This window comes from Anoxybacillus dikiliensis, from assembly GCF_050613275.1.
Classification (GTDB): Bacteria; Bacillota; Bacilli; order Bacillales; family Anoxybacillaceae; genus Anoxybacillus.
In genome coordinates, this window is sequence record NZ_CP187112.1 from 2715576 (window position 1) to 2739251 (window position 23676).

Sequence of the window (23676 nt, forward strand, 5' to 3'; positions counted from 1 at the left end):
AGTTGAATTTTGATTACGTAATCAATATAACAGGAAAACGAACATATGTAAACGTTAACATGAACAAATGTCAAAGAAAATTCATGGTTTCGCTAAATGTTTCTTCCTTTTTGCATAAATACATAAATAAAAGGGGGCTTTTTTCTTTTCCCCCATTTGTCTTTTTTTTATTCTTTTTCTAACAAACATTCGGCAGTAAATTGATCCGTCACTAATACGTTCGCATATTTTCCTTTTAACGCGCCGTATATGCCAGCGACTTTATGAATGCCTCCTGCAATGACAATCGAATATTCTTTCTTTTTGAGATCTTCTAACTCAATGCCGAGCGTACGGGCGTTTAGCTCTTCGCTACATAGCTTTCCATTTTGATCAAAAAAGCGTGAACAAATGTCACCAGCAGCTTTTGAATAGATCGTTTGCAAATCTTCTTCTGTAAAATAACCGAGCTGGAACAGTAGCGACTCTGATTTAATTGGCCCGATCGTAAATACGGCAATGTTTGCTTGTCGACCGAGATCGAGAATTTTACGAATGTGGCGGTCCGCCTCCATCGCCTGCTTAACAACGACATGATCCACGATTGCAGGTAGCGGCAAATGGTGCACCGTTGCATTGAAGGCGCTTCCAAACAGGTGTAAAATATCTGACGCAAACGTATTCGTTTCTGATAAACTAACGCCACCTTTTAATTGCACAACTTTCACGTCTTTGACATGTTTATGCTTTAGCTGTAATGCAACGTGATACAATGTTGTTCCCCACGTCACACCGATCACATCGCCGTCTTTGACGATCGAGCGTAAATATTCCGCGGCTTCTTTTCCTACATATTTTTTAATAATGCCATCTTGATGTTCAGGAACCGATACAACAATTGCTTTTTTTAGATTGAACTTTTGTTCAAGTTGTTTTGCTAACTGTTGAATATCTTCGGCTGGATCGTTAATTTTAATTTCCACAATCCCTTCCTCTTTCGCTTGCTGTAATAGGCGCGACACCGTCGGACGCGATACGCCAAGCTTTTTTGCAATGTCATTTTGATTGTAGTCTAACAAATAATACAACTTTGCTGCTTCAACAACTTTTTTTAGCTTATCTTGCTCCATCGCTTCATCACCTTTTGTCATTGAATGAAAAAGGAGCAACCTTCCATATTTGAAGGAATACTCCCTTTTCTTTCATCATACGAAAACAGTTGAACATTTGACAAGCAAAAGTTTTAACATAATTTCCATTTGTATAAGTGAAACGCGGCTCGTCCATTTGTTTTAAATACAATATGTTCGTTTTCCTCATGTGGGAAAAACCGTGCTGTAAACACTTCTTCACCTTCATTTAAGAAAATTTCGATGGACGATGTATCGATGAATATATGGAGTGTTCGCAAATTCGATAAAACGCACTGTCTTTTTTCTTTTTCACCTTGCCGTGCAAAGCTTTCACGTTGTAGCGTGGCCACCCTTTTCTCAAAATCATATGAAAACGAAACATCGTTTTGTATGCCAATGGATAAAACACCTTGACCTTCAATATGCTTAAGTAACAGCTCAACCGTTTTTCCTTTCACTCCATCAAATTGCATCGTTTCTTTGTGCAACGATACATTTGGATAGTGAACTTCGTCGCTTCGGAGCAACTGCAATTGCTCAATCGGTCGTTGATATAATTTATCGCCAACTAAAACGAGTTCGCGAGGCAACGTTAATGCATGTACCCATCGGTAAGCGATCGTTGGATGTTTATCTTCATCTTGGTCGGGAACGCCCATCCAGGCGATCATAATACGGCGACCGTATTCATCAATCATCGTTTGTGGCGCATAAAATTCAAACCCTCGATCCAGCTCAGTAAATGCACCGTGTACATATTGTCCTGTTTCATAATTTAACTGTCCGACAAAATATCCTGCTTGATATACGTTTTGATAGTGCATGCCTTCCGGTTGCAATCCTTGTGGACAGACGATCAGTACATCTTTTCCGCTTAAACGGAATACATCTGGACACTCCCACATATACCCAAAATTTCCGTTCTCTCCTCCTGCTATCGCACCGATATGCTCCCAATGCACAAGGTCATTAGAGCGAAATAATACTGCCTTTCCATCTAATTGCTCGCTCTGTGCACCGATCACCATATACCACTTGTCTTCATGTTTCCACACTTTCGGGTCACGAAAATGAGCCGTGTAACCGTCTGGAAGATGAACAACAACCCCCTTTTTCTCAAAGTGCAAACCGTCACTTGATATTGCCATACATTGATACGTATGGCGTGTACCGTCATCGTCTTTTACATTCCCTGTATAAAAAAGTGTGAGCACATCATCGTTGTCCACGGCGCTTCCGGAGTAGCAGCCGTTTCGATCAAACCATTCGCCCGGAGCTAATGCAGGCGCTTGTCTTTCCCAATGAACAAAATCACGCGATGTATAATGCCCCCAAAATTTTGCTCCATGTGTCGTTTGAAACGGCATCCATTGATAAAATACATGGTATTCGCCCCGCCAGTAAATGAGTCCATTTGGATCGTTCATTAATCCAACAGGAGGCATTAAATGATAACGTAAACGATTCGGGTCACTTTCAACAATCAAAGCATATTTTTTTATTTCTTCCTCAGCTAATTGTATGAGCGATTTCATCTCGACCAGCCTTCTCGTAAAATTCGTTCAACTTCATCACGCGTCGGTAAAGCTGTCATCGCCCCTTTTGTTGATGCAGCTAGCGCCCCCGAAACACTCGCAAAACGCGCCATTTGTTCAACTTCTGCAAGCGACAAGTCGTCGATCGTCCCTTCTCGATCATGCAAACAATAAAGCATACCGGAAACAAACGCATCTCCTGCCCCTGTCGTATCCACTGCCTCTACTTTAAGCGCTGGGGTAAATACCGATCCTTCCCTCGTGAACGCATAACTTCCGTTTTCTCCTAGCGTGACAACAATAAGCGGAATGTTGTAGGAAGCAAGGGCATCTACACCTTTTTGAATATCTTCTTCCCCTGTAATAAATGTCAATTCCTCTTCGGAAATTTTCAATACGTCCGCCTCAGTTAACATAGATATGATCATTTGACGGGCTTGTTGTTCGCTTTCCCACAGACCGAGACGTAAATTCGGGTCATACGAGACGATCATTCCATTTTCTTTAGCTAACATAACAGCCCGCTTTGTCGCGCTTCGTGCTGGTTCACTAATAAGTGAAATCGAGCCAAAATGAAGAATGCGATGAGTGCGAAATAACGACTCATTAATTTCTTCTTCGCATAAAAAGCGATCAGCGCTCGGGTTAATGTAAAAATCAAAGCTTCGTTCTCCGTTTTCGGCTAATGTCACAAAAACGACACCTGTACGAACATCATCACTAAATTGAAGGAAAGATGTGTTCACTCCGTATGCATCAAGCGTTTCTTTTAGAAAAACGCCTAGCACATCGCGACCAACTTTCCCTAGAAACGTCGAAGGAACACCAAGGCGTGCAACACCGACCGCAACATTCGCTGGCGCTCCCCCGGGACTTTTTTGATACGCCCGATTTGTCGCATCAAGTGGAATAAAATCAATTAACGCTTCACCAAGACTAATAATTCCTTTCTTCATCGTTGTTCCCTCCTACACAAAAAGGCGAGTTATTTGCTCGCCTTTATTCTTCTTTAAATCCTAATATCCATGTTGCCACAAAGGCTGTACCAACCGCAATTGCAAAGCCAATTAAATAGTTTATTAAGTTCGCCATTCCCATCGGTGCCACGATCGCAATCATTGGAATACCAGTTAATCCGTACGCGTTTGCGACAACGTTTGTAAATACAACGTACGCTCCACCGACAGCCCCACCAATAGCTGCTGCAATAAACGGTTTTCGATATTTTAAGTTCACTCCAAAAATAACAGGCTCCGTAATGCCTAGAAAGGCAGAAAATGCAGCTGGCAAAGCAATTTCTTTCGTTTTCGTCCGTTTTGATTTTAAAAATACGGCTAAACCCGCTCCACCTTGAGCAACGTTTGCCATTGACCAAATAGGCAATAAATAGTTTTTACCAATATCCGCAAGCAATCCAGCTTCGATCGCATGGAAGCTATGATGCACTCCTGTGATGACGATCATCGAATACAAACCACCGAAAATAAGACCTGCCAACGCCCCACCTGTATCATATACAAAATTTAACGTTGTCGTAATACCTTTCCCTACGATGTTTCCAAGTGGGCCGATTACTAAAATAGCAGTAAAGCCTGTTAAAATGACAGTCACAAATGGCGTGACAAGTAAATCTACTGCATGCGGAACAACTTTTCGCAAGCTTTTTTCGATTTTACTCATGACGTATGTTGCAAGCAAAATTGGAATGACTGTTCCTTGATATCCGATCATTGCGATATCAAAACCGAGAAAATGCAAATACTCAGGTTCAGCACTTCCTAATCCCCAAGGATTTAACAGAGCAGGGTGGGTCATAATTCCCCCGATAACTGCTCCTAAAAACGGGTTTCCCCCAAATTCTTTCGCAGCACTATAGCCAATTAAAATTGGCAAAATGATGAAAGCAGCGCTTGAAAACATATCAAGCAATACAATCCAAGCGCTATCAGGTGCTACCCATTTGAACGCCTTCATCATCCCAAGTAATCCCATAAGCAATCCGCTAGCTACAATGGCTGGAATAATCGGAACAAAAATATTTGACAACGTTTTCGCGAGACGAGCTATTGGATTCATTTTTTGCTTGACTGCTTCTTGGTGAACATCGGCACTTACGTTTTGTAAACCTGCTTCTTTGACAAATTGTTCATATACCTTGTTGACAACACCTGTACCAAAAATAATTTGATACTGACCGGAACTAGAAAATGCACCTTTCACCCCATCAAGTTGTTCAATTGCTTGTTGATCAACCTTCTTTTCGTCTTTTAAAACAAGACGAAGACGGGTTGCACAATGAACCGCACTAATGACATTTTCCTTTCCACCAAGCAACGATAAAAGTTGCTTTGTTATGTGTTCGTAATTCATTTAAACTCCTCCTCTTCATAAAAATGATAGAAAACAAAAAGACCTAAAACGTACGTACGAATGCTTTAAACATCGTCGTACATTTTAGGTCTTGCCTGCAACGCAGTCACAATCCTACATCATTCAATTTTATCCGCTCTCATTTTAACTTATTATTCAATTTAAGTCAATATACAACAAATATATTATTTTGTAGTTAGACGCTGAATGTGCAACGTAATATAAGCGAGTTCCGTCACAGGAAATTCGATGCCGTATTCTTTTTTCGCATATTCAGCCATCGCAACAGCACATGCAAATTCTTTTTCGTATTTCGTTTGAATGAGTGTTAACATCTCTTCGTCCATCGAATGAAACAACTCACCGTTTTCAATTCGATTTAGTGCAAAACGCAAATGCGTCACAAGTCGTTGATAAGATATTCCTTCTTCATCAATATGAACATGTAATGTTTTTTTCATTAAATCGATCATTTCTCGAATCAAAGTTGTTTGTTTTAGCGTTCTGTTCATGCTAGCTGCGTCCATTTTCGCTGTATGAATATGAAGAGCAATATGGGCAACTTCGTCATCAGGGATGTCGATGCCAAGACGTTCTCGAATCAGTTGTTTTGCCCAAAGACCTATTTGATATTCTTTTTTATACAGTACTTTAATTTCATTCAACAACTTATTTTGTATTTGGTACCCTTGTTGAATTCGTTCAATCGCAAAAGATAAATGGTCTGTCAATGCAATATGGATATGATTGTTTAAAGGTGCTTGCAATTCTCCTTCAGCATGGCTAATAATTTCTTCGGCAATATCGATATGTTCTTCAGGAAGAGTACGCAACAACTCTTGGAATTTTTCGTTTTCTTCTTCCATCACAAAAATTTTTTCAATTTTCGCACGAGGTACGATGTCGTTTTTCTTTTTTTGAAACGCGATACCCGGTCCCATTACAATTTTTTCTTGACCCTCATCCAATACAACGACGGCGTTATTATTTAAAATTTTATAAATTCGCAACGTCATCTTCGTCCCCTTAACAGCGATTGTTTTATCACATATATTATTTCAATTTCACTTTCATTAAAACCGTACGTCCTCTTTCTGCTTGCTCTGTATGCTCTCGATGACACTCATCCATCACGTCCCCGTTTGTGATCACGACTGGGGTGAGAGGACTTTTCGCTTTTTGTTGCACAAGCGCCAAGTCAAACGACAAAAGCAAGTCACCAGCCTTCACACGCTCTCCCGCTTTCACATACGCTTCAAATCCTTCCCCTTGCATATGAACAGTATCGATTCCAACATGTATAAGAATTTCTAATCCTCCCTCTGAACGCAAACCTACTGCATGTTTCGTCGGGAATACTTGTACGACTTCTCCATTGACTGGTGAAACAACAACACCGTCTATTGCCTCGATCGCCAAACCCTCTCCCATCATCTTTTGGGCAAATACAGGGTCTGGAACATCATCGAGCGGTCGCACATTTCCTGTTAACGGGGCGACAATCGTTTCCTCACGTTTACGAAGCCATTTAAACATTTGAAATATCCCCCTTATAAAGAATTATTTGGATAAAAACAAAAGACCTAAAACGCAAGGAAGACACGACTCTCCCATCCGTTTTAGGTCTTGCCTGCTTATGCAGTCACAATCCTACGTATTTAGCTTCTTCTTATAAGTTAAAGTAAGCTCTTTCATTTGTCAATATGCTACAATAATCATAAGACAACATACGAAACGGAGTGGATGTTTGTGAACCCTTTTGCCACTCATTTTGACAGCTTAGAGGAGTTTGCCGATCGTGTGAGCGAACTGTTACAATGTCCGATTACAATTGAAGATGCAAACCATCGCTTAATGGCTTATAGCGGACATGAACATTACACTGATCCTGCCCGCACAGCGACCATCATTCACCGACGCGTACCAGAGCGAGTTATTAACAGTTTATGGCGTGAAGGAGTGATTCCAAAACTTTTGCAGAGCGAAGAGCCTGTCCGTGTTGCACAAATTTCAGAAGTAGGGCTCGGCAATCGAATCGCCATTTCAATTTGGAAAAATAAAGAGGTGCTCGGATTTATTTGGGCAATTGAAATGGATGAACCTTGGACGGAACAACAATTCGATGTATTAAAACAGGCGGCAAAAGCGGCAAAAAATTTATTGTTGCAAGTACAAATTCGGAAGCATAAAAAAGAAGAGCGCATTCAAGAGTTTTTTTGGAAGCTATTAACCGGACACTTTTCGTCTCCGCATGACATTGTTGAACAATGCAACGAATTAAACGTACACGTATATCCGTTTTTTGCTGTTGGCATTTTTCAATTTCAACAACATATTCAAACGCAAGTGGAAAGGCAAATTGATTACTTATTAAAGACGACACAACAGCTTGCCGTGCCGCTCTATACGATCGATCATCAACGGCTCATCGTGCTTGTCGCCCCAAGCTCGAACGTCTACGGTGAAGCGCATATTGAACGGTTTTTCCGTTCGTTTATGACGCAAATGAAAGAACGTTTTCGCGTCGACATTGTAATGGGGGCTTTCGGAAACGTATATGAATGTTATACGAACATCGCTAAAAGCTACGAAGAAGCACAAACCGTATTAAAAATGAAGCGCGCATTTCCTCATCAACTTGCCAATGTTCAAAGTTACCAACATCTCGGCATGTATCAGTTTTTCGATTTACTTTTCGAGAAAAAGCGACATGGGGATTTCCACAATGCTGCGCTCGACAAGCTGAAACAGTACGATGCTCAACATCATACAAACTTAGTCGAAACGATCGAAACATATCTCGATTACGACAGCAATGTGAACGAAACGGCAAAAGCGCTCAATATTCATCCAAATACGCTTGCTTATCGGCTAAAGCGAATTAGCGAAATCGGACATATCGACTTAAGCAATATGAGTGAAAAAGTAAAACTATACGTTGATATGAAATTAGACAAATATCGGGCAACATAGCTTTTGTGGAAATCCACAAAAGCTTGTTTTTTCTTTCTCTTTTCTAAACAAACAACAAATGATAAAAAACATTTATACTGTAGATAATAATGAAAGACAACATGAAAGGGGAAACAGCACATGATTATTGGTGTTCCAAAGGAAATTAAAAATAACGAAAATCGCGTAGCTATTACACCGGCTGGCGTTATGTCGTTCGTCAGCAATGGACATACCGTATTAATTGAGAAAAACGCAGGATTTGGAAGCGGTTTCACAGATGAAGCTTACGTTCAAGCAGGCGCACAAATCGTTGAACGTGCCGCAGATGTATGGGCGCAAGCAGATATGGTGATGAAAGTAAAAGAGCCGCTACCGAGCGAGTACGAATACTTCCGTCCGGGATTAGTATTATTCACATACTTACACCTTGCTGCTGAACCAGAGTTAGCGCGCGCACTTAAAGAAAAAGGCGTCATCGCGATCGCTTATGAAACGGTACAAGTTGGTCGCACGCTACCGCTCTTAACTCCGATGAGCGAAGTAGCGGGACGCATGGCAGCGCAAATCGGCGCCCAATTTCTTGAAAAAACAAAAGGTGGAAAAGGTATTCTTCTTTCCGGTGTTCCAGGCGTGAGCCGCGGAAAAGTAACGATTATCGGCGGTGGAGTCGTTGGAACAAACGCTGCGAAAGTGGCGATCGGTTTAGGCGCAAACGTAACAATTATCGACTTAAGCGCCGAACGTTTACGAGAGCTTGACGATATTTTCGGAAGTCAAATTAATACGCTTATGTCTAACCCAATGAACATCGCGCAAGCTGTTGCCGAGTCCGACCTTGTGATCGGTGCCGTATTAATTCCTGGGGCGAAAGCGCCAAAACTTGTGACAGAAGAAATGGTAAAAGCGATGCAACCAGGCTCTGTCATCGTTGACGTAGCAATTGACCAAGGCGGCATTGTTGAAACGAGCGACCATGTGACGACACACGACAACCCAACATATGTGAAACACGGCGTCGTTCACTACGCCGTAGCAAACATGCCAGGAGCTGTTCCGCGCACATCAACACTTGCGCTTACAAACGTCACAATGCCGTACGCGTTACAAATTGCAAATAAAGGCGTACACAAAGCGGTTGCCGACAACCCTGCATTACGCCTCGGTGTAAACGTCGCAAACGGAGAAATCACATACGAAGCTGTCGCGCGCGACCTCGGTTACGACTACGTTCCGGTTGAAGTAGCTTTGGAAAAACAACTATTAGCATAAAAAAAACAAAAGGTGTCCTGACAAACGGGACACCTTTTTCCTATAACACTTTGGATAAAAACGACTTCGTTCGCTCATGTTGTGGTGCATCAAAAATTTGTTGTGGCGTTCCTTCCTCTACGATCACTCCACCGTCCATAAAGAGAACACGATCCCCGACTTCACGCGCAAATCCCATTTCATGCGTCACGACGACCATCGTCATTCCTTCTTTCGCCAACTGCTTCATAACCGCAAGCACCTCACCGACCATTTCTGGATCAAGGGCAGATGTCGGTTCATCAAACAACATCACTTTCGGCTCCATCGCAAGCGCACGAGCGATCGCGACCCGCTGCGCCTGTCCGCCCGATAAAGAGTCCGGATATACGTTCGCCTTATCTTGCAAACCGACTTTCGCAAGCAATTGTAGTGCCTTTTCTGTCGCTTTTTCCTTTGGCCATTTGCGCACTTTCATCGGGGCAAGTGTAATGTTATCAAGCACCGTCATATGCGGAAATAAATTAAATCGTTGAAATACCATACCCACTTCTTCGCGCACTTTATTTAAATCCGTTTTCGGATCTTTTAAATGAAATCCGTCGACGATAATATCTCCTTCATCAAAATCTTCGAGCATGTTTAAACAACGTAAAAATGTCGATTTTCCCGAACCAGAAGGACCAATGACGACAACCACTTCTTTTTCATGAATGTGCACATCAATTCCTTTTAACACTTGTAGCGATCCGAACGATTTTTTTAAATTTGTAACCCGAATCATGCATCATACCTTCTTTCTAACCGGTGTAACAGCTTGCTTAGCGAAAGAGTAAGAATTAAATAAATAAGGGCAACAGTTAAGTAAGGCTCCCAAACGCGATAATATTGACCTTGCATCGCTCGTCCCCAATACATGAGTTCAGGCGCTGCAATAATTGCCGCAAGGGAAGAATCTTTAATGAGAACGATAAATTCATTGCCAAGCGGTGGGATCATTCGTTTAATCGCTTGCGGTAAAATGATGTAACGCATCGCTTGTACATGTGTCATGCCAAGCGAGCGAGCTGCTTCCATTTGACCACGATCGATCGATTGAATGCCGGCTCGGAAAATTTCTGCGATATACGCAGCTGCGTTTAACGATAAAGAAATCGCTCCTGATACGAGCGGATTCGGCTGCGCTGTAAACATCGGCATGACGCCGAAGTGAATCAGTAAAATTTGTACAAATAACGGTGTTCCACGGAAAAAATGAACGTACCAATCAAACGGAAGACGAATGAAGCGGTTTTGAACCATTTTTCCAAGCCCAATTACTAACCCGAGCATCGTCCCGAAGACGATACCGACTAATGATAGGCCGATCGTCCATAACACCCCTTTAAGAAAAAACGGCGCATATTCAACTACAATATCAAAACGAAAATCCATATGTCTCACCTTTCCTTTTGAAAAAATTGCGTAACTGGAGACAGTTACGCAATTTTTACATCAACGTTATTGCTGTTGTTGTAATGATTCAATATTCGGTTCTGTGCCAAACCATTTTTTATAAATTTCTGTATACGTGCCATTTTCAATGACTTTTTTCAACGCTTCGTCTACTTTTTGTTTGAGCTCGCTACCTTTCGGGAACATAAAACCGTAAAATTCGGATTCAAAATGGTCTGGATCTTCAAACGCTACAATTTTAGCATCCGGATTATTTTTTACGTATTCGTTCGCTACCGCATTATCGGTCACAACTGCCTCCACACCGCCATTTAATAAATCCATAATCGCAACGACCGTATTCTCAAACTTTTTAATATTTTTATTCTCTTTTCCTAAAATTTTTTCAACTGCTTCTTGTCCAGTTGTACCATTTTGGACCCCGACTACTTTTCCTTGTAAATCTTTCGCGCTTTTAATCGAACTTCCTTCTTTCACAAGAATCATATGTGTTGATTCAAAGTAAGGAATAGAAAAGTCATATGTTTTTTTTCGATCATCGTTAATTGTAATTCCTGAAACGGCCATATCCGCTGTTTTCCCTTGAATAGCCGCAAACAATGGATCCCAGCCGATATTTTTTAATTCATATTCTAGTCCAGCTTCTTTCATGACAGCTTTTAATAAGTCGACATCAAAGCCGACAATTTCCCCTTTATCCATATATTCGAATGGAGCAAACGCCGCATCTGTGACGACAGTCATTTTCTTTTCTGTTGTTGCTGTTTTTTCTGTCGAACTACCGCATCCGACAAGCGCAAACATCAGCATAAAAACAAGTGTTGCAATCATCCCTTTTTTTATCATTGTTATTCCCCCTTACTATTTGCTGTAAAATAATAAATACTTGTGTATAAACATGTTATGCTCCTCATGTTTCACATATTATCAGCTTTTTTGTTTTTATGCAACAAATTTTATAAAAATAATTTTTGGAAAAATCTTTATTTTAAAAAATATTTTTGATCAACTTTTCACAAATTCGTCAATCCTCCGTTCTCCTCGTCTTGTAAAAAAGTAGTATTCTTTATATAGGGGATATTTTTTACTATTCCTTAATGAATGGGAGGAGACTATAATGGCGCTACTTACTGTACATGAAGCGTTAGCGGACGCATGGAGAACGTTTAAAGGCCAAAAATGGAAAAAAGAAGTTGACGTTCGCGATTTTATTTTAAATAACGTAACCGTTTACACAGGAGATGAATCGTTTTTACAAGGTCCAACGGAAGCGACGAAAACACTTTGGGAACAAGTGATGGAACTTTCAAAACTTGAACGCGAAAGAGGCGGCGTTCTCAACATGGATACGGAAATCGTATCGACCATTACGTCGCATGGACCTGGCTATTTGAATAAAGAACTTGAAAAAGTCGTTGGTTTTCAAACAGACGAACCGTTTAAACGGGCGCTTATGCCATTTGGCGGTATTCGCATGGCGGAGCAAGCATGCGAAGCTTACGGATATGAAGTAAGTGATGAAGTAAAGAAAATTTTTACGCAATATCGTAAAACGCATAACCAAGGCGTATTTGACGTGTATACGGACGAAATGAAAGCGGCGCGCAAAGCAGGAATTATTACAGGACTCCCTGACGCATATGGACGCGGCCGCATTATCGGTGACTATCGTCGCGTTGCCTTATACGGTGTTGATCGCTTAATTGAAGAGAAGAAGAAAGATTTACGCAATACAGGTGCACGTACAATGAGCGAAGACATCATTCGTCTTCGTGAAGAATTAGCGGAACAAATTCGCGCCCTTCAAGAATTAAAAGAAATGGCTGCAAGCTACGGATACGATATTTCTAAACCGGCGCGCAACGCACATGAGGCGTTTCAATGGCTATACTTTGCTTACCTCGCTGCGATTAAAGAACAAAACGGTGCAGCCATGAGCTTAGGTCGCGTCTCTACATTCTTAGATATTTATATCGAACGCGACTTGCAAGAAGGAACATTAACAGAACGCGAAGCACAAGAGCTCGTTGACCATTTCGTTATGAAGTTACGCCTCGTCAAATTCGCAAGAACGCCAGAATATAATGAGTTATTCAGCGGCGATCCAACGTGGGTAACCGAGTCGATCGGCGGTGTCGCGATTGACGGTCGTCCGCTTGTGACGAAAAACTCGTTCCGCTTCTTGCATACGCTCGACAACTTAGGGCCTGCACCGGAACCAAACTTAACGGTGCTTTGGTCCACACAATTGCCAGAAGCGTTCAAAAAATATTGCGCGAAAATGTCGATTCAAACAAGCTCTATCCAATATGAAAATGACGATTTAATGCGCCCTGAGTTCGGCGATGACTACGGCATCGCATGCTGCGTGTCCGCGATGCGCATCGGCAAACAAATGCAATTTTTCGGCGCGCGCGCAAACCTTGCGAAAGCATTATTATATGCGATTAATGGCGGCGTAGATGAAAAATTAAAAGTGCAAATCGGTCCAGAGTTTGCGCCAATCACATCTGAATACTTAGACTACGATGAAGTGATACGCAAGTTTGATAACGTCATGGAATGGCTAGCAGAATTGTATATTAATACACTAAACGTCATCCATTACATGCACGATAAATATTGTTATGAACGAATCGAAATGGCGCTTCACGATACGCACATTTTGCGCACGATGGCAACTGGTATCGCTGGGTTGTCCGTTGTCGCTGACTCATTAAGTGCCATTAAATATGCGAAAGTAAAAACGATTCGCGACGAAAACGGCTTAGCTGTCGACTTTGAAATTGAAGGCGACTTCCCGAAATACGGTAACAACGATGATCGTGTAGATTCGATTGCTGTCGATATTGTTGAGCGCTTTATGACAAAATTGCGCAAACATAAAACGTATCGCGATTCAAAACATACAACATCGATCTTAACAATCACGTCAAACGTCGTCTATGGGAAAAAGACAGGAAATACACCTGACGGCCGTCGCGCAGGCGAACCGTTTGCACCTGGCGCTAACCCATTGCACGGTCGCGACACAAAAGGTGCGCTTGCATCGTTAAGCTCTGTCGCAAAATTACCGTATGAATATGCATTAGATGGCATTTCAAACACGTTCTCAATCGTGCCAAAAGCGCTTGGGAAAGATGAAGCGACACGCATTCAAAACCTTGTCGCGATTTTAGATGGCTATGTGCAAAAACGCGGTCATCATTTAAACGTCAACGTCTTTAACCGCGACACGTTGCTCGATGCGATGGAGCACCCAGAAAAATATCCGCAACTCACCATTCGCGTATCAGGCTATGCGGTCAACTTTATTAAATTAACACGTGAACAACAAATTGACGTCATTAATCGGACGTTCCATGAAACAATGTAATGGAAGCTCCCACACATCGTGGGAGCTTTCTACCTAGGAGGAAACAACATGAACGGATTTATTCATTCCATCGAATCGTGCGGGACGGTGGATGGTCCCGGCATTCGTTACGTCATTTTTACTCAAGGCTGTTTATTGCGCTGCCAATATTGCCATAACGCAGATACGTGGGAGATTGGCAAAGGAAAACAAATGTCTGTTGATGAAGTGATTGCTGATGCAAAGACGTACTTGCCTTTTATGCAAGCATCCGGCGGTGGGATTACAGTAAGCGGTGGGGAACCGCTTTTACAAATCGATTTTTTAATTGAGTTATTTCGTCGCTGTAAACAGCTTGGTATTCATACAACGATCGATTCGTCTGGAGGATGTTACTCGACAGAAGCATCGTTCCAGCAAAAACTGAATGAATTGCTTCAATATACAGATTTAATTTTGCTTGATTTAAAACATATCGATGAAAAAAAACATCGTAAACTAACAGGAAAAACGAATGAACATATTTTAGCGTTTGCGCGCCTATTATCAGAGCGAAACGTACCCGTTTGGATTCGCCATGTGCTCGTTCCAACCGTCACAGACGATGAAGAAGATTTACGTCGCTTAGCTGACTTCATTCGCACGTTAGACAACGTCGAAAAAATTGAAGTTCTTCCGTATCATCAACTCGGCGTATACAAATGGAAAGCACTTGGACTTACGTATCCGCTTGAAGGTATCCCAACGCCATCAGAACAACTTGTTGAAAAAGCAAAACAAATATTAGGCGCAAAATAAGCTGGTCGTCATTGACCAGCTTTTTGCATAAATTTCGCTTTTAACTCATCCCATGTCAATTGCTCCGTCCGTTGCACGAGCCAATCGGGAGACAGCGAGGCTAAATGCACTCCGATGCCGATCGAAAACATATTGGCCTGTTTGATCGCTTTCATTCCCGCTTCCCCATCTTCAATAGCGACACAATGGGATGGGTTGACACGAAGTTGTTCCGCAGCTGTTAAAAAAATTTCTGGATCTGGCTTCATGCGCGTAATTGTTTTTACATCGACAATGACATCGAAAAAAGAGCGAACGTTGAGCCGCTCAACAACGACACTTGCATTTGAACTTGACGATGCGAGCGCCATCGGGACACCGTCGCGCTGAATGTCGCAAAGAAACTCCCTCATTCCCGGCAACACGTCACTTGGCGACAATTGCTCGATCAACTCGCGATAATATCGACCGCGCCGGTCACCAAGGGCTCGTTTTTCTTCCTCCGACCATTCATGCGCCTTTTCCCCAAGAAGCGTCTCAACCATCGCCTGTCTGCTCATGCCTTGTAACTTTTGATTGAGCTGTCGATCAAAGGGCACTCCGATTTCATCGGCGACACGTTTTGTGGCGATATAGTACAGCTCAACCGTATCAGCAATGACGCCATCTAAATCAAAAATCACTGCTTCAATCATTGCGTCCTCCCATTTTCCTTTCCACCATTTTTCTTAATCGTGGACTGAGCGAAAGCTTCATCCAATGTTCGTATATTTCTTTCTTTTCCGCTAGCGACAGATGATAACGCTCCCCTGCCACTTGTTTCGCTCGCTTCGTGATTTCATAAAGGGAAATCGCTGCCGCGACAGAAATGTTAAAACTTTGCACAAATCCATTCATCGGAATGACGAACTTTCCATCTGCCAAAGCAAGCGCTTCTTCTGATACCCCACGATGCTCATTTCCGAACAAAAGCACCGTCGGTTTCGATACGTCAATTTGTTCAAGCGGAATCGTTCCTTCTCCGAGGTAGCTTGCATATACTTGATAGCCTTTTTGTTGGAGATGGCGAATCGCCTGCTCAATCGATGAATGTTTATGCACCGTTAACCATTTGTCCGCATGTCGCGTCACCCATTTGTTCGGCTCAAACGGAGCCGCTCCGGTAACGACATGAACGTCTTGAATACCAAATGCCTCCGCCGAACGCAATACCGCTGCCTGATTGTGCGGGTCGTCTACCGCTTCCGTCAAAATAGTAATATACCTTGTTCGTGCACTTAGCACATCATACATGCGCTTTAAGCGACTTGGCAAAATCATTTCCGCAAGCAACCGATTGTTATCATCCAACAATCCTTCTTCGATGTGTCGTTCTTCCTCTTTTATCATTCGCATGCGAAAGTTCTCCTTTCTACTCTTTGACGACATGTGCGGTTTTTCCATTTATCAGCTTTAATAAATCTCGAACAGAAAGTTTCATTTGCATGCCAATTTTCCCTGCGCTCACAATGATTTGCTCGTGCGCAAGAGCGGATTCGTCAACATACGTGTCGTACATTTTTTTCATCCCAATTGGTGAACAACCGCCACGCACATACCCTGTCATTTTTTCAATGTCTCCCACAGGCAACATATGCACGCTTTTTTCTCCAACAACAGCCGCCGCTTTTTTTACATGCAACTCCGCTGCGACAGGGATGACGAACACGTAAAGTTGTCCGCTCGTCCCTTTTGTCACAAGCGTTTTATATACAATTTCTTCACGTTGTCCAATTTTTTTCGCAACCGATATTCCATCAATTTGCCCATCCGTATAGTCGTAAGTTAACAGTTCATATGGCACACGTGCGCGCTCAAGCATGCGCACAGCATTCGTCTTCGTTTGTTTCACCATCCGTCCCTCGCTTTCCTCTATTAGTGTACCATAAACAAAAAGAAGGGACACCTCTCTAAACCACTTCCATTAGTAGATATATTCGTTGCTAACCAGCAAGTGCTTTAGTAGCTCTGTCGGGACAACAAACTCTAGCAGACCCATATATCCCGGAGCGACTGTATACTCATCAAATACGATGACAAGTTTGCGGTCTTTGTTGATATAAAACGATTGATTCGGATCTATATTTGTAAATTGATCAATCCAGTATACTTTATTTTCATCTTCCTTCATATCTACCATCATCTTCTTTTTAATATATCTGCTAATGACATTCACATATTCATCATTTTTAAATAAACTAGGAAGAGTAATTAAAATTTCTCTTCTTTTATCAACGGTATCGAAACGCATCTTAGTAGACGCGGAAGCAGCTACTTCAGTTACATATCTAGCAATAGATAAGATTCCATCATCATCTGTTTTTATCTCATATCCCATATCAAGAGACCGATTGACTTGTGTACCGCTCTTTCTTATTTGACCGATTTCTCTCATAAACTGATCATATAATTGTTTATTCTCAGATATATACTTCTCATTCAAAAAATTTGACAACTTTTCGTTTTCTAGTCCTTCGATATGTGGTGTATGCATATGCACAGCGTATTTTTCATCATCACTTTCGAAATGGATAGAATAGAAAGTCACTACCTTAATAATATCTCTTAATATGGGCAGCTCTCTAACCATCGCTTTTGCCATAGAAGGCGATGCGTTGACAGCTCCCACAAATGAAAAAACAATTGCTGCTGCTGATAAAAAAAACATTTTAGCAACCTTTTTTCTTGAGCGCTTTTTGTGATGAAGCAAAACAGCTTTATTTACAGTTTCATTCAATAGTGGAGGAATCGAAATGCGCTCATACTCATTTTTCCAATCATTTATCCGTTTCATATGATTCGCTCACCTTTCCTTTCATTTTTCTTAGAGCCGCATACAGTTTTGTTTTTACAGTACTTTTGTTCATGTCGAGAATTTCAGAAATATCTTCAATTCTCATATCTTCAAAAAATCGTAGCTTGATAATTGTTTGTTCGATAGGTGATAACATAGATATCGCTTCCGTGACGCACAGAGAAGTGGAATAGTCTACCAAATACCATTTTTCTACTTTACAATCAGAAACGTACATTTTCTTTCTTTTTTTTAAGTAATCAAGTGATGTATGAACGACAATTTTATAAAACCACGTCTTTAGAGATCCGATATCTTTCAATGTCTTTGAATAGCGAAGAGCTTTCACTATTGAATCGTGTACAACGTCAAGCGCATCTTGCTCGTTTTGTACGTAGCTGTACGCAAGTCTATAACACCGCTCTTGATTTTGCATAATAAAATCAATGATATGTTGCTCATTCCTTTCATCCGTCATAGTACTATAGCTTCCTCCAATCTTTTTACTCGATGATGCGCATCATCTTCTATAATTAAGGACAATCTACATATGCAAAAAGTTTTATCTATAAAATTTTTAAAAATAAAAAAAGAGGTTTCTTACAGGTACCTCCCATACATGTTTATTAAACAAATATATTTCTATTGAAAGAACAACCATCGAAGTGCGACCGTCTCATTCAATGCTTTTTAATAAGAGTATATATTTTCCATCTGTATCTTTGTTTGTGTAATATTTCGCCCTCCATACTCCTTTTTGTGGCGTTATATTCAATTGCTTATTTAACGGTTGCGTAGCCGTGACTTCTCCTCGATCGATGATATTTCCTTTTGGATCATACAGTTCATATATCAAACTACCGCCTTTGAGCTGAATGCGATGATCAATATGCAACTTTTCGTACTTTATTTTATTCACCTCAATGGTAGCTTCGAAAACACGATATTTTTCCTCATACTGTTCAGGCAAAAGTAATCCTTCGGCGGATGATTCAAATGTCTCTTTGTACATGAATGTATAATACAATATACCTAACAAAACAATAAACGTAAGACTGCCGAACAGAAGCAACAACTTTTTGCTCATTCACACTACTCCTTTCCCTTATCTAGCTGAATGCATCCATCACTAAGATAGATCATACGATTAGCATAAGAAGCTATTTTTTCATCATGTGTAATGACAATGATACATTTCCCCTCTTCGTTCATCTGTTGAAGGAGCTCCATTACTTTCTCGCCATTTTGACGATCAAGCGATCCTGTCGGTTCATCGGCTAGAACGATGTTCGTTTCTGCCACCATTGCTCTTGCAATAGCAACTCGTTGTTTTTGTCCCCCCGACAATTTAGAAATATTTTTTTGTCGTAAATGAAAAATACCAAGCTTGTTTAAGTAATATTCAACTTTTTCTCTCCGTAATTTTTTTGGCATGTTTCGTTTTAGTAATGGGAGTTCAACATTTTCAAATACAGTAAAGTTCGTCATTAATGCGAAATGTTGAAAAATGAAACTAAGCTTTTTGTTACGAATATCGCTTAGCTGTTTGTCGTTTAAATTCGTTACATCTTCCCCTTCAAGCCGGTATACCCCTTCTGTTGGAACATCCATACATCCGATAATATTTAATAAAGTCGATTTCCCTGAACCAGAAGGACCCATAATTGCAATAAACTCCCCTTGTTCAATTTGTAGGCTTACCTGACTCAACGCCTTCGTTGCGTATTCATCCTTACCATATATTTTTGTTACATTTTGTAATTCAATGAACATCTACCTATCCCCCCCCTTCCACCAAATTGCGCAATGCTAATTTATTTACGCTCCAAAGTGGAATCAACGAAGATATTAAAATGATAAAACATGAAACAACCATCATTTTCACGTACAACGACCAGGTGAACGCTTGTAATCGAATATTATGTTCAAAAAATGTATTTTTCCATTCTGTCCAATAGCTTAGCATAACACCGATAATGGCTGAAGTGACCACAATTAAAGATAATTCCATCACAACCATTCGCCCGATATCGTGCTTACTTGCTCCCGTCACCATCATAACCCCAATATCGTATTTACGTGCTTGGATAGAAGATATCGTCACAGAAATTACCCCAATAAGCGTAACAGCAACGAAAAACAATCCTACCGTAAGAGTAAATCGTACGCTTTGTTTTGTGTTATTTTTGTAATCTTCCATCTCATTGGAAATTGTTTTTATTGTCGGATAAATACCAAGCTCTTTCCCTTTCTGTTTAATTATTTTTTTAACGTATGGGAAATCCTTCTTATTGGATAGCTGCAAAAATAGATTGTTTAGCCGTACCGCAACATCCATTGCTCTTCCATCTCTTTCCTCAGGAAAATATGGAGCGACAAAAAAACGATCCAGCTCATTAGCATAATCAATAAGATAATCATTGGCGGATAACCATTTCGCCCCTTTTTCCAATATCCCAACGACTTCGTATGTAACAAAAAACGCATTCTCTCCTAAACCAGCTAAAGCTTGAAACCGATCCCCAATGTGAAATACATCGCGATAGTCATATCCTATCAGGATAGGAATCACATCTTTGTTTGTTTTCTCAAAGTCCTCTTTGCTTAGTTCCCGTCCTTCTATTAACTGAAATGTTGAAAAAAGATGATATATGTCATAATCGAAATATATAATTTTTGTACTATCTGCATATGATTCCATACGAGTATTTGCATACAATTGTTCATTTTTTCGCACGTATTGTTCTTTATTCGCAAAATTTTGTGGGCTAATCGTCGTTTCTTCAAAGGATCCGTATCCTTTTACGTTTGGTATTGTTTTTATAAAATTTTCAAGCTTACGAAATCTATCTACAAACCATTGACTATCATCACCATCTGGAATAAACAATCGAACGGTCGTCTCTTCTTTCATATGCGTAATTGAAAATAGTTGTTTTTGGTGATAATGAATTGTCTCAATTGTAATCAATGCATGATTGATAATCCAAAACGATACAATAAGCTGGACAATTATTAACACTATCATCCATTTCCTTTGCCACATGCTTTTCAAATTGAGTAGCATATACTTCATTTTTATCTCCTCAAACTCTACTTTTTATATATGACACGAATAGGTTGCACACGAAAAGTACGAAAAGCCGGGACGATAATGGCAATTAGTGATGAACAAAAAACAAATCCGATTGCGACTGAAAAGTGCAACAAAGAAATACGAAATGGAAATCCCACCCATTTTTCAAATATGTTCAGAAATATCCATTGCAAACCATATCCCAAAACAACTGCAATACTACATAATACAACCATCTCACTAAAAATCATAAAAACGATGTCGCGATTCGTATATCCGAACGCTTTCCTTATTCCAATTTCATATATTCTCTCTTCTACCCAATAAAACGATAAATTCACAACATTAACTAAAGAAAGTAAGTAAATAAGAACGATAAGCATTAGGCGATCACCAATATCGATTCGGAACGATAACTGTGCTTCGTATGGAAAAGAATCAATGCTTGCTTGTGGAAATAACTTCTTTGCTTGCATACGAATAAATTTTTCATCCTTGTATGTATCTTTTTTAGCATTATAGAGTGTCAATGTCATTTGCTGCTGACTTAATAATTTACCAATAACACTCGGGGGTAATGACGTCATTGGAATAAGAACTTGTGAATCTAATAATCTTGAATTTTCCCCTTTTATCCCAATTATTCCAATGCACTTGTATCGCTCGCCCGATAAAACAATATAACGCTCATTTCCGATGACAGTTGTATCTTTTTTCCATTGCGATCCTATAAGAGCTACTTTCTCTCCCGTTCTTATTTCTTTCTCAGTAAAATAACGTCCTTCCTTTATAGGTAGACGGGGCTCAACAGACTCCTTCAAGTGTTCCGGGGTCACCATGATAGGCATGCCATCATGCAAAAGAGCCACACCTTCTAATATAATCCCTGTTTCCTGATCTATATTGTCAAACAATCGAAAAAGATCATTCCATGTTGGTTCATGTGAAAATGTCACCATTAGCTTTGTTGCATGTGGCGGAGCATACTGTTCAAGCTGTTGTTGAAGCAAATGAGAATAATTTATGCTAGAAATACCGACTGAAATCATCAGTAGTGATATAACTAAACCTAAAACGGCAAAGGCAGTTGTAAATGGATGAGCACGCCATTGACTCTTAAAAGATTGAAAGGACATATAAAAACCACCTTCCACAAACACGATAAATCAAAATGAAACGAAAATAAATAAGCATTAGGCTTATTTATTTTCGCTTTACAGAAGGTATCAATCATCACGTAATGAACGGACAACTAACTCTTTGTTCGTAGCTGTATCATTAATGGAATGGCGACTTTGATAGACATCTACACCTGTCCAAGAGTAAGTTGCTTGAGCCCATTCCTTATCCTCTTGATATTTGTATCCTTGCATCTTATTATTTTTCCACATCTCTAACCTCACAGCTACTTTGTAACCGCTCTTGGGATTTGCAAATTTTGTATCTGCCACTGCATTATCATTATCAAATAAATTCCAATCAACATCCAACTTATAATTTGCTTGCAAACCTTTGTATTCTAATATCCCGCTCTGAACCTCAGCATATACATGCGCACCTGATAGTAAAGCCGTACAAAGACCTAAAGATGCAAGGGCAGTCTTAGCCTCCATTCTCAATTCAACATCCTCCCTTACGAAATATTCTCTTCTGAGCCGGCTCGCTTTCAGTCTATCACAAACTTACACCCTATCATATCCGTATTTTCCGCAAATTTCGTTGCGGAAAATACCTATTTTTCAACAAAACAAATGACAAATGTTTCATTATAAAGTAGAATTTTGTATAAAAAGAGGGGAAGATAAGAGATGGAAAAGAACTTATGGACAGTTATTCAGCAGCTATATACGAAAAAAGTTATTACACAAGAAGACTGGGATAACGCAAGAGTACAGCTTTCTTCTGACGCGTTTCTTTCACTTACAGAGTATTTTAACAATCAAGGGATAACTAAAGAAAAAGGGGATCAGTGGCTTTGACTTGTATTAGAAGAAAAGAAATTCAATCATTTATGCTACGCCATTTGGACGAACGTTCACTCATCCAAAAAGAAATACGTGAACGCATACTTTTTTTACTCCATTCCCCTGGAAAATTATTTCGCGAGCATACACGTTTTTGCTGGGGGGAGTTTTATACTTATATCGCAAAGTTTCACAATCACATACAAACTGAAATGGTTATTCCGTATGCGGTTGCTATTGAATTTTTGATTGTAGCAACTGATTTGTTTGACGATATTGCGGACGAAGAAAAAAATAATGCTTTGCAAGAATATATGTCTACAGGGGAAATGATCATAATCGCCAATACGTTATTTGTCGAAGCTATAAACTTGATCGCTTTATACACATCTCGGAACTTAAGGGAAGAAATAGATCGAATGATAAAAGAACTGAAAAAAGCATGTAATGGACAATGGAGAGATCTGCATTTTACTATCGGCACATCTGTCCCTACAGAAGAACAGTATTTTCAACTGATCTCGCAAAAGTCATCATCACTAACAAGGCTTGTTTGTCAGTTAGGAGCTGGTTCCGCGGCATATAAATGGCATGAAATTGCAACACATATCGGGATAAGTGGACAACTGCGCAATGATGCAAAAGATATTTTATGTGATGGAAAAAATGACTTAATATGCAAAAAAGCCACTCTGCCTCTCATTAAAGCTTTAGAGTACAGTTTTATGCACGATAATGGGTGGCTATTGAACAAGTTAGATTGTTCTAATTTCCCATTGCACATCCATGCAATAAGAAACTATATACAAAAAACAGGAGCATTGGATTACTGTTTCATTCTTTCTGATCTATACATGAAGCGCGCAATAAAACAAATCGAAATTTGCTTCCCCGCAAAAAAGGAAGCTATTCGTGAGCTCAAAACATACTTAGAAAGTTCGTGATAAAATGAATAGACACTTTACGTTTATTTGGATTTTCTCGTTTTCCCTTATT

Annotated in this window: 25 protein-coding genes; 6 read left to right on the forward strand and 19 right to left on the reverse strand. The window is 40.3% G+C overall.

Features of this window, described 5'->3' with window-relative positions:
- Positions 1 to 167: 167 nt before the first annotated feature.
- The 6 genes from ACPF7I_RS14170 to ACPF7I_RS14195 all read right to left on the reverse strand — a co-directional run bounded on the left by ACPF7I_RS14170 (position 168) and on the right by ACPF7I_RS14195 (position 6553).
- The gene (locus ACPF7I_RS14170) at positions 168 to 1109 is read right to left on the reverse strand and encodes a sugar-binding transcriptional regulator (protein WP_021094370.1); all 942 of its coding nucleotides are present in this window, start codon (positions 1107 to 1109) and stop codon (positions 168 to 170) included.
- A 113-nt stretch (positions 1110 to 1222) separates the two neighbouring features.
- A complete protein-coding gene (locus tag ACPF7I_RS14175; protein ID WP_430745584.1) occupies positions 1223 to 2647 on the reverse strand; it encodes a glycoside hydrolase family 32 protein in 1425 nt (474 codons plus the stop codon).
- Positions 2644 to 3603, reverse strand: coding sequence for an aminoimidazole riboside kinase (locus tag ACPF7I_RS14180; protein ID WP_430745582.1), 960 nt, complete (start codon positions 3601 to 3603; stop codon positions 2644 to 2646). The genes ACPF7I_RS14175 and ACPF7I_RS14180 overlap by 4 nt, the downstream gene beginning before the upstream one ends.
- A 43-nt stretch (positions 3604 to 3646) precedes the next feature.
- Positions 3647 to 5017 (reverse strand): sucrose-specific PTS transporter subunit IIBC, encoded by a 1371-nt coding sequence (locus ACPF7I_RS14185; protein ID WP_430745580.1) that lies wholly within the window; start codon positions 5015 to 5017, stop codon positions 3647 to 3649.
- Positions 5018 to 5202: 185 nt separating this feature from the next.
- Positions 5203 to 6033, reverse strand: coding sequence for a PRD domain-containing protein (locus ACPF7I_RS14190; protein ID WP_430745578.1), 831 nt, complete (start codon positions 6031 to 6033; stop codon positions 5203 to 5205).
- A gap of 37 nt (positions 6034 to 6070) precedes the next feature.
- A complete protein-coding gene (locus tag ACPF7I_RS14195) occupies positions 6071 to 6553 on the reverse strand; it encodes a PTS sugar transporter subunit IIA (RefSeq protein ID WP_430745576.1) in 483 nt (160 codons plus the stop codon).
- A 207-nt stretch (positions 6554 to 6760) separates the two neighbouring features.
- On the opposite strand from ACPF7I_RS14195, the gene ACPF7I_RS14200 reads away from it, so the two are divergent.
- Positions 6761 to 7990, forward strand: coding sequence for a PucR family transcriptional regulator (locus ACPF7I_RS14200; protein WP_430745574.1), 1230 nt, complete (start codon positions 6761 to 6763; stop codon positions 7988 to 7990).
- A 120-nt stretch (positions 7991 to 8110) separates the two neighbouring features.
- A complete protein-coding gene (gene ald / locus ACPF7I_RS14205) occupies positions 8111 to 9241 on the forward strand; it encodes an alanine dehydrogenase (RefSeq protein WP_430745573.1) in 1131 nt (376 codons plus the stop codon).
- Between the two features lie 40 nt (positions 9242 to 9281).
- Here ald and ACPF7I_RS14210 read toward each other — a convergent pair whose 3' ends face one another.
- From ACPF7I_RS14210 to ACPF7I_RS14220, 3 genes are all read right to left on the reverse strand, one after another.
- Positions 9282 to 10004, reverse strand: a complete 723-nt coding sequence (locus ACPF7I_RS14210; RefSeq protein ID WP_430745571.1) for an amino acid ABC transporter ATP-binding protein — start codon at positions 10002 to 10004, stop codon at positions 9282 to 9284.
- Positions 10001 to 10654, reverse strand: coding sequence for an amino acid ABC transporter permease (locus ACPF7I_RS14215; protein ID WP_003397130.1), 654 nt, complete (start codon positions 10652 to 10654; stop codon positions 10001 to 10003). The genes ACPF7I_RS14210 and ACPF7I_RS14215 overlap by 4 nt, the downstream gene beginning before the upstream one ends.
- A 66-nt stretch (positions 10655 to 10720) precedes the next feature.
- On the reverse strand, positions 10721 to 11521 hold the full coding sequence (locus tag ACPF7I_RS14220; protein WP_430745569.1) for a basic amino acid ABC transporter substrate-binding protein: 801 nt from the start codon (positions 11519 to 11521) through the stop codon (positions 10721 to 10723).
- Positions 11522 to 11792: 271 nt separating this feature from the next.
- Between ACPF7I_RS14220 and pflB the strand changes: the two genes are divergently transcribed.
- Both pflB and pflA read left to right on the forward strand, forming a co-directional pair.
- Positions 11793 to 14051, forward strand: a complete 2259-nt coding sequence (pflB, locus tag ACPF7I_RS14225; protein ID WP_430745568.1) for a formate C-acetyltransferase — start codon at positions 11793 to 11795, stop codon at positions 14049 to 14051.
- A gap of 48 nt (positions 14052 to 14099) precedes the next feature.
- Positions 14100 to 14828 (forward strand): pyruvate formate-lyase-activating protein, encoded by a 729-nt coding sequence (gene pflA, locus ACPF7I_RS14230; protein WP_430745566.1) that lies wholly within the window; start codon positions 14100 to 14102, stop codon positions 14826 to 14828.
- Between the two features lie 8 nt (positions 14829 to 14836).
- Here the strand turns inward: pflA and pgmB are convergent, their stop codons facing one another.
- From pgmB to ACPF7I_RS14280, 10 genes are all read right to left on the reverse strand, one after another.
- Positions 14837 to 15502 carry a beta-phosphoglucomutase gene (gene pgmB, locus ACPF7I_RS14235; RefSeq protein WP_430745565.1) on the reverse strand — a complete coding sequence of 222 codons (666 nt, stop codon included), beginning with the start codon at positions 15500 to 15502 and terminating at the stop codon, positions 14837 to 14839.
- The gene (locus ACPF7I_RS14240) at positions 15495 to 16202 is read right to left on the reverse strand and encodes a TrmH family RNA methyltransferase (RefSeq protein WP_430745563.1); all 708 of its coding nucleotides are present in this window, start codon (positions 16200 to 16202) and stop codon (positions 15495 to 15497) included. Before ACPF7I_RS14240 ends, pgmB begins: the two co-directional genes overlap by 8 nt.
- Before the next feature lie 16 nt (positions 16203 to 16218).
- Positions 16219 to 16701 (reverse strand): Cys-tRNA(Pro) deacylase, encoded by a 483-nt coding sequence (gene ybaK, locus ACPF7I_RS14245; protein ID WP_430745562.1) that lies wholly within the window; start codon positions 16699 to 16701, stop codon positions 16219 to 16221.
- Positions 16702 to 16770: 69 nt separating this feature from the next.
- On the reverse strand, positions 16771 to 17640 hold the full coding sequence (locus ACPF7I_RS14250; protein ID WP_430745561.1) for a DUF3298 domain-containing protein: 870 nt from the start codon (positions 17638 to 17640) through the stop codon (positions 16771 to 16773).
- On the reverse strand, positions 17624 to 18118 hold the full coding sequence (locus tag ACPF7I_RS14255; RefSeq protein ID WP_430745559.1) for an RNA polymerase sigma factor: 495 nt from the start codon (positions 18116 to 18118) through the stop codon (positions 17624 to 17626). The genes ACPF7I_RS14250 and ACPF7I_RS14255 overlap by 17 nt, the downstream gene beginning before the upstream one ends.
- 198 nt (positions 18119 to 18316) lie before the next feature.
- Complete coding sequence (locus ACPF7I_RS14260) at positions 18317 to 18727, reverse strand: hypothetical protein (RefSeq protein ID WP_430745557.1); 411 nt, start codon at positions 18725 to 18727, stop codon at positions 18317 to 18319.
- 5 nt (positions 18728 to 18732) lie between these two features.
- Complete coding sequence (locus ACPF7I_RS14265; RefSeq protein WP_430745556.1) at positions 18733 to 19413, reverse strand: ABC transporter ATP-binding protein; 681 nt, start codon at positions 19411 to 19413, stop codon at positions 18733 to 18735.
- Between the two features lie 4 nt (positions 19414 to 19417).
- The gene (locus ACPF7I_RS14270; RefSeq protein WP_430745555.1) at positions 19418 to 20668 is read right to left on the reverse strand and encodes an ABC transporter permease; all 1251 of its coding nucleotides are present in this window, start codon (positions 20666 to 20668) and stop codon (positions 19418 to 19420) included.
- 65 nt (positions 20669 to 20733) lie between these two features.
- Entirely contained in the window at positions 20734 to 21852 is a 1119-nt protein-coding gene (locus tag ACPF7I_RS14275; RefSeq protein ID WP_430745554.1) for an ABC transporter permease, read from the reverse strand.
- A 90-nt stretch (positions 21853 to 21942) separates the two neighbouring features.
- Positions 21943 to 22329: a hypothetical protein gene (locus ACPF7I_RS14280; protein ID WP_430746018.1), complete on the reverse strand. Its 387-nt coding sequence runs from the start codon at positions 22327 to 22329 to the stop codon at positions 21943 to 21945.
- Between the two features lie 195 nt (positions 22330 to 22524).
- Here ACPF7I_RS14280 and ACPF7I_RS14285 point away from each other — a divergent pair, with 195 nt between their 5' ends.
- Positions 22525 to 22695 carry a hypothetical protein gene (locus tag ACPF7I_RS14285; RefSeq protein ID WP_003397145.1) on the forward strand — a complete coding sequence of 57 codons (171 nt, stop codon included), beginning with the start codon at positions 22525 to 22527 and terminating at the stop codon, positions 22693 to 22695.
- A complete protein-coding gene (locus ACPF7I_RS14290) occupies positions 22686 to 23624 on the forward strand; it encodes a polyprenyl synthetase family protein (protein WP_430745553.1) in 939 nt (312 codons plus the stop codon). The genes ACPF7I_RS14285 and ACPF7I_RS14290 overlap by 10 nt, the downstream gene beginning before the upstream one ends.
- Positions 23625 to 23676 lie beyond the last annotated feature (52 nt).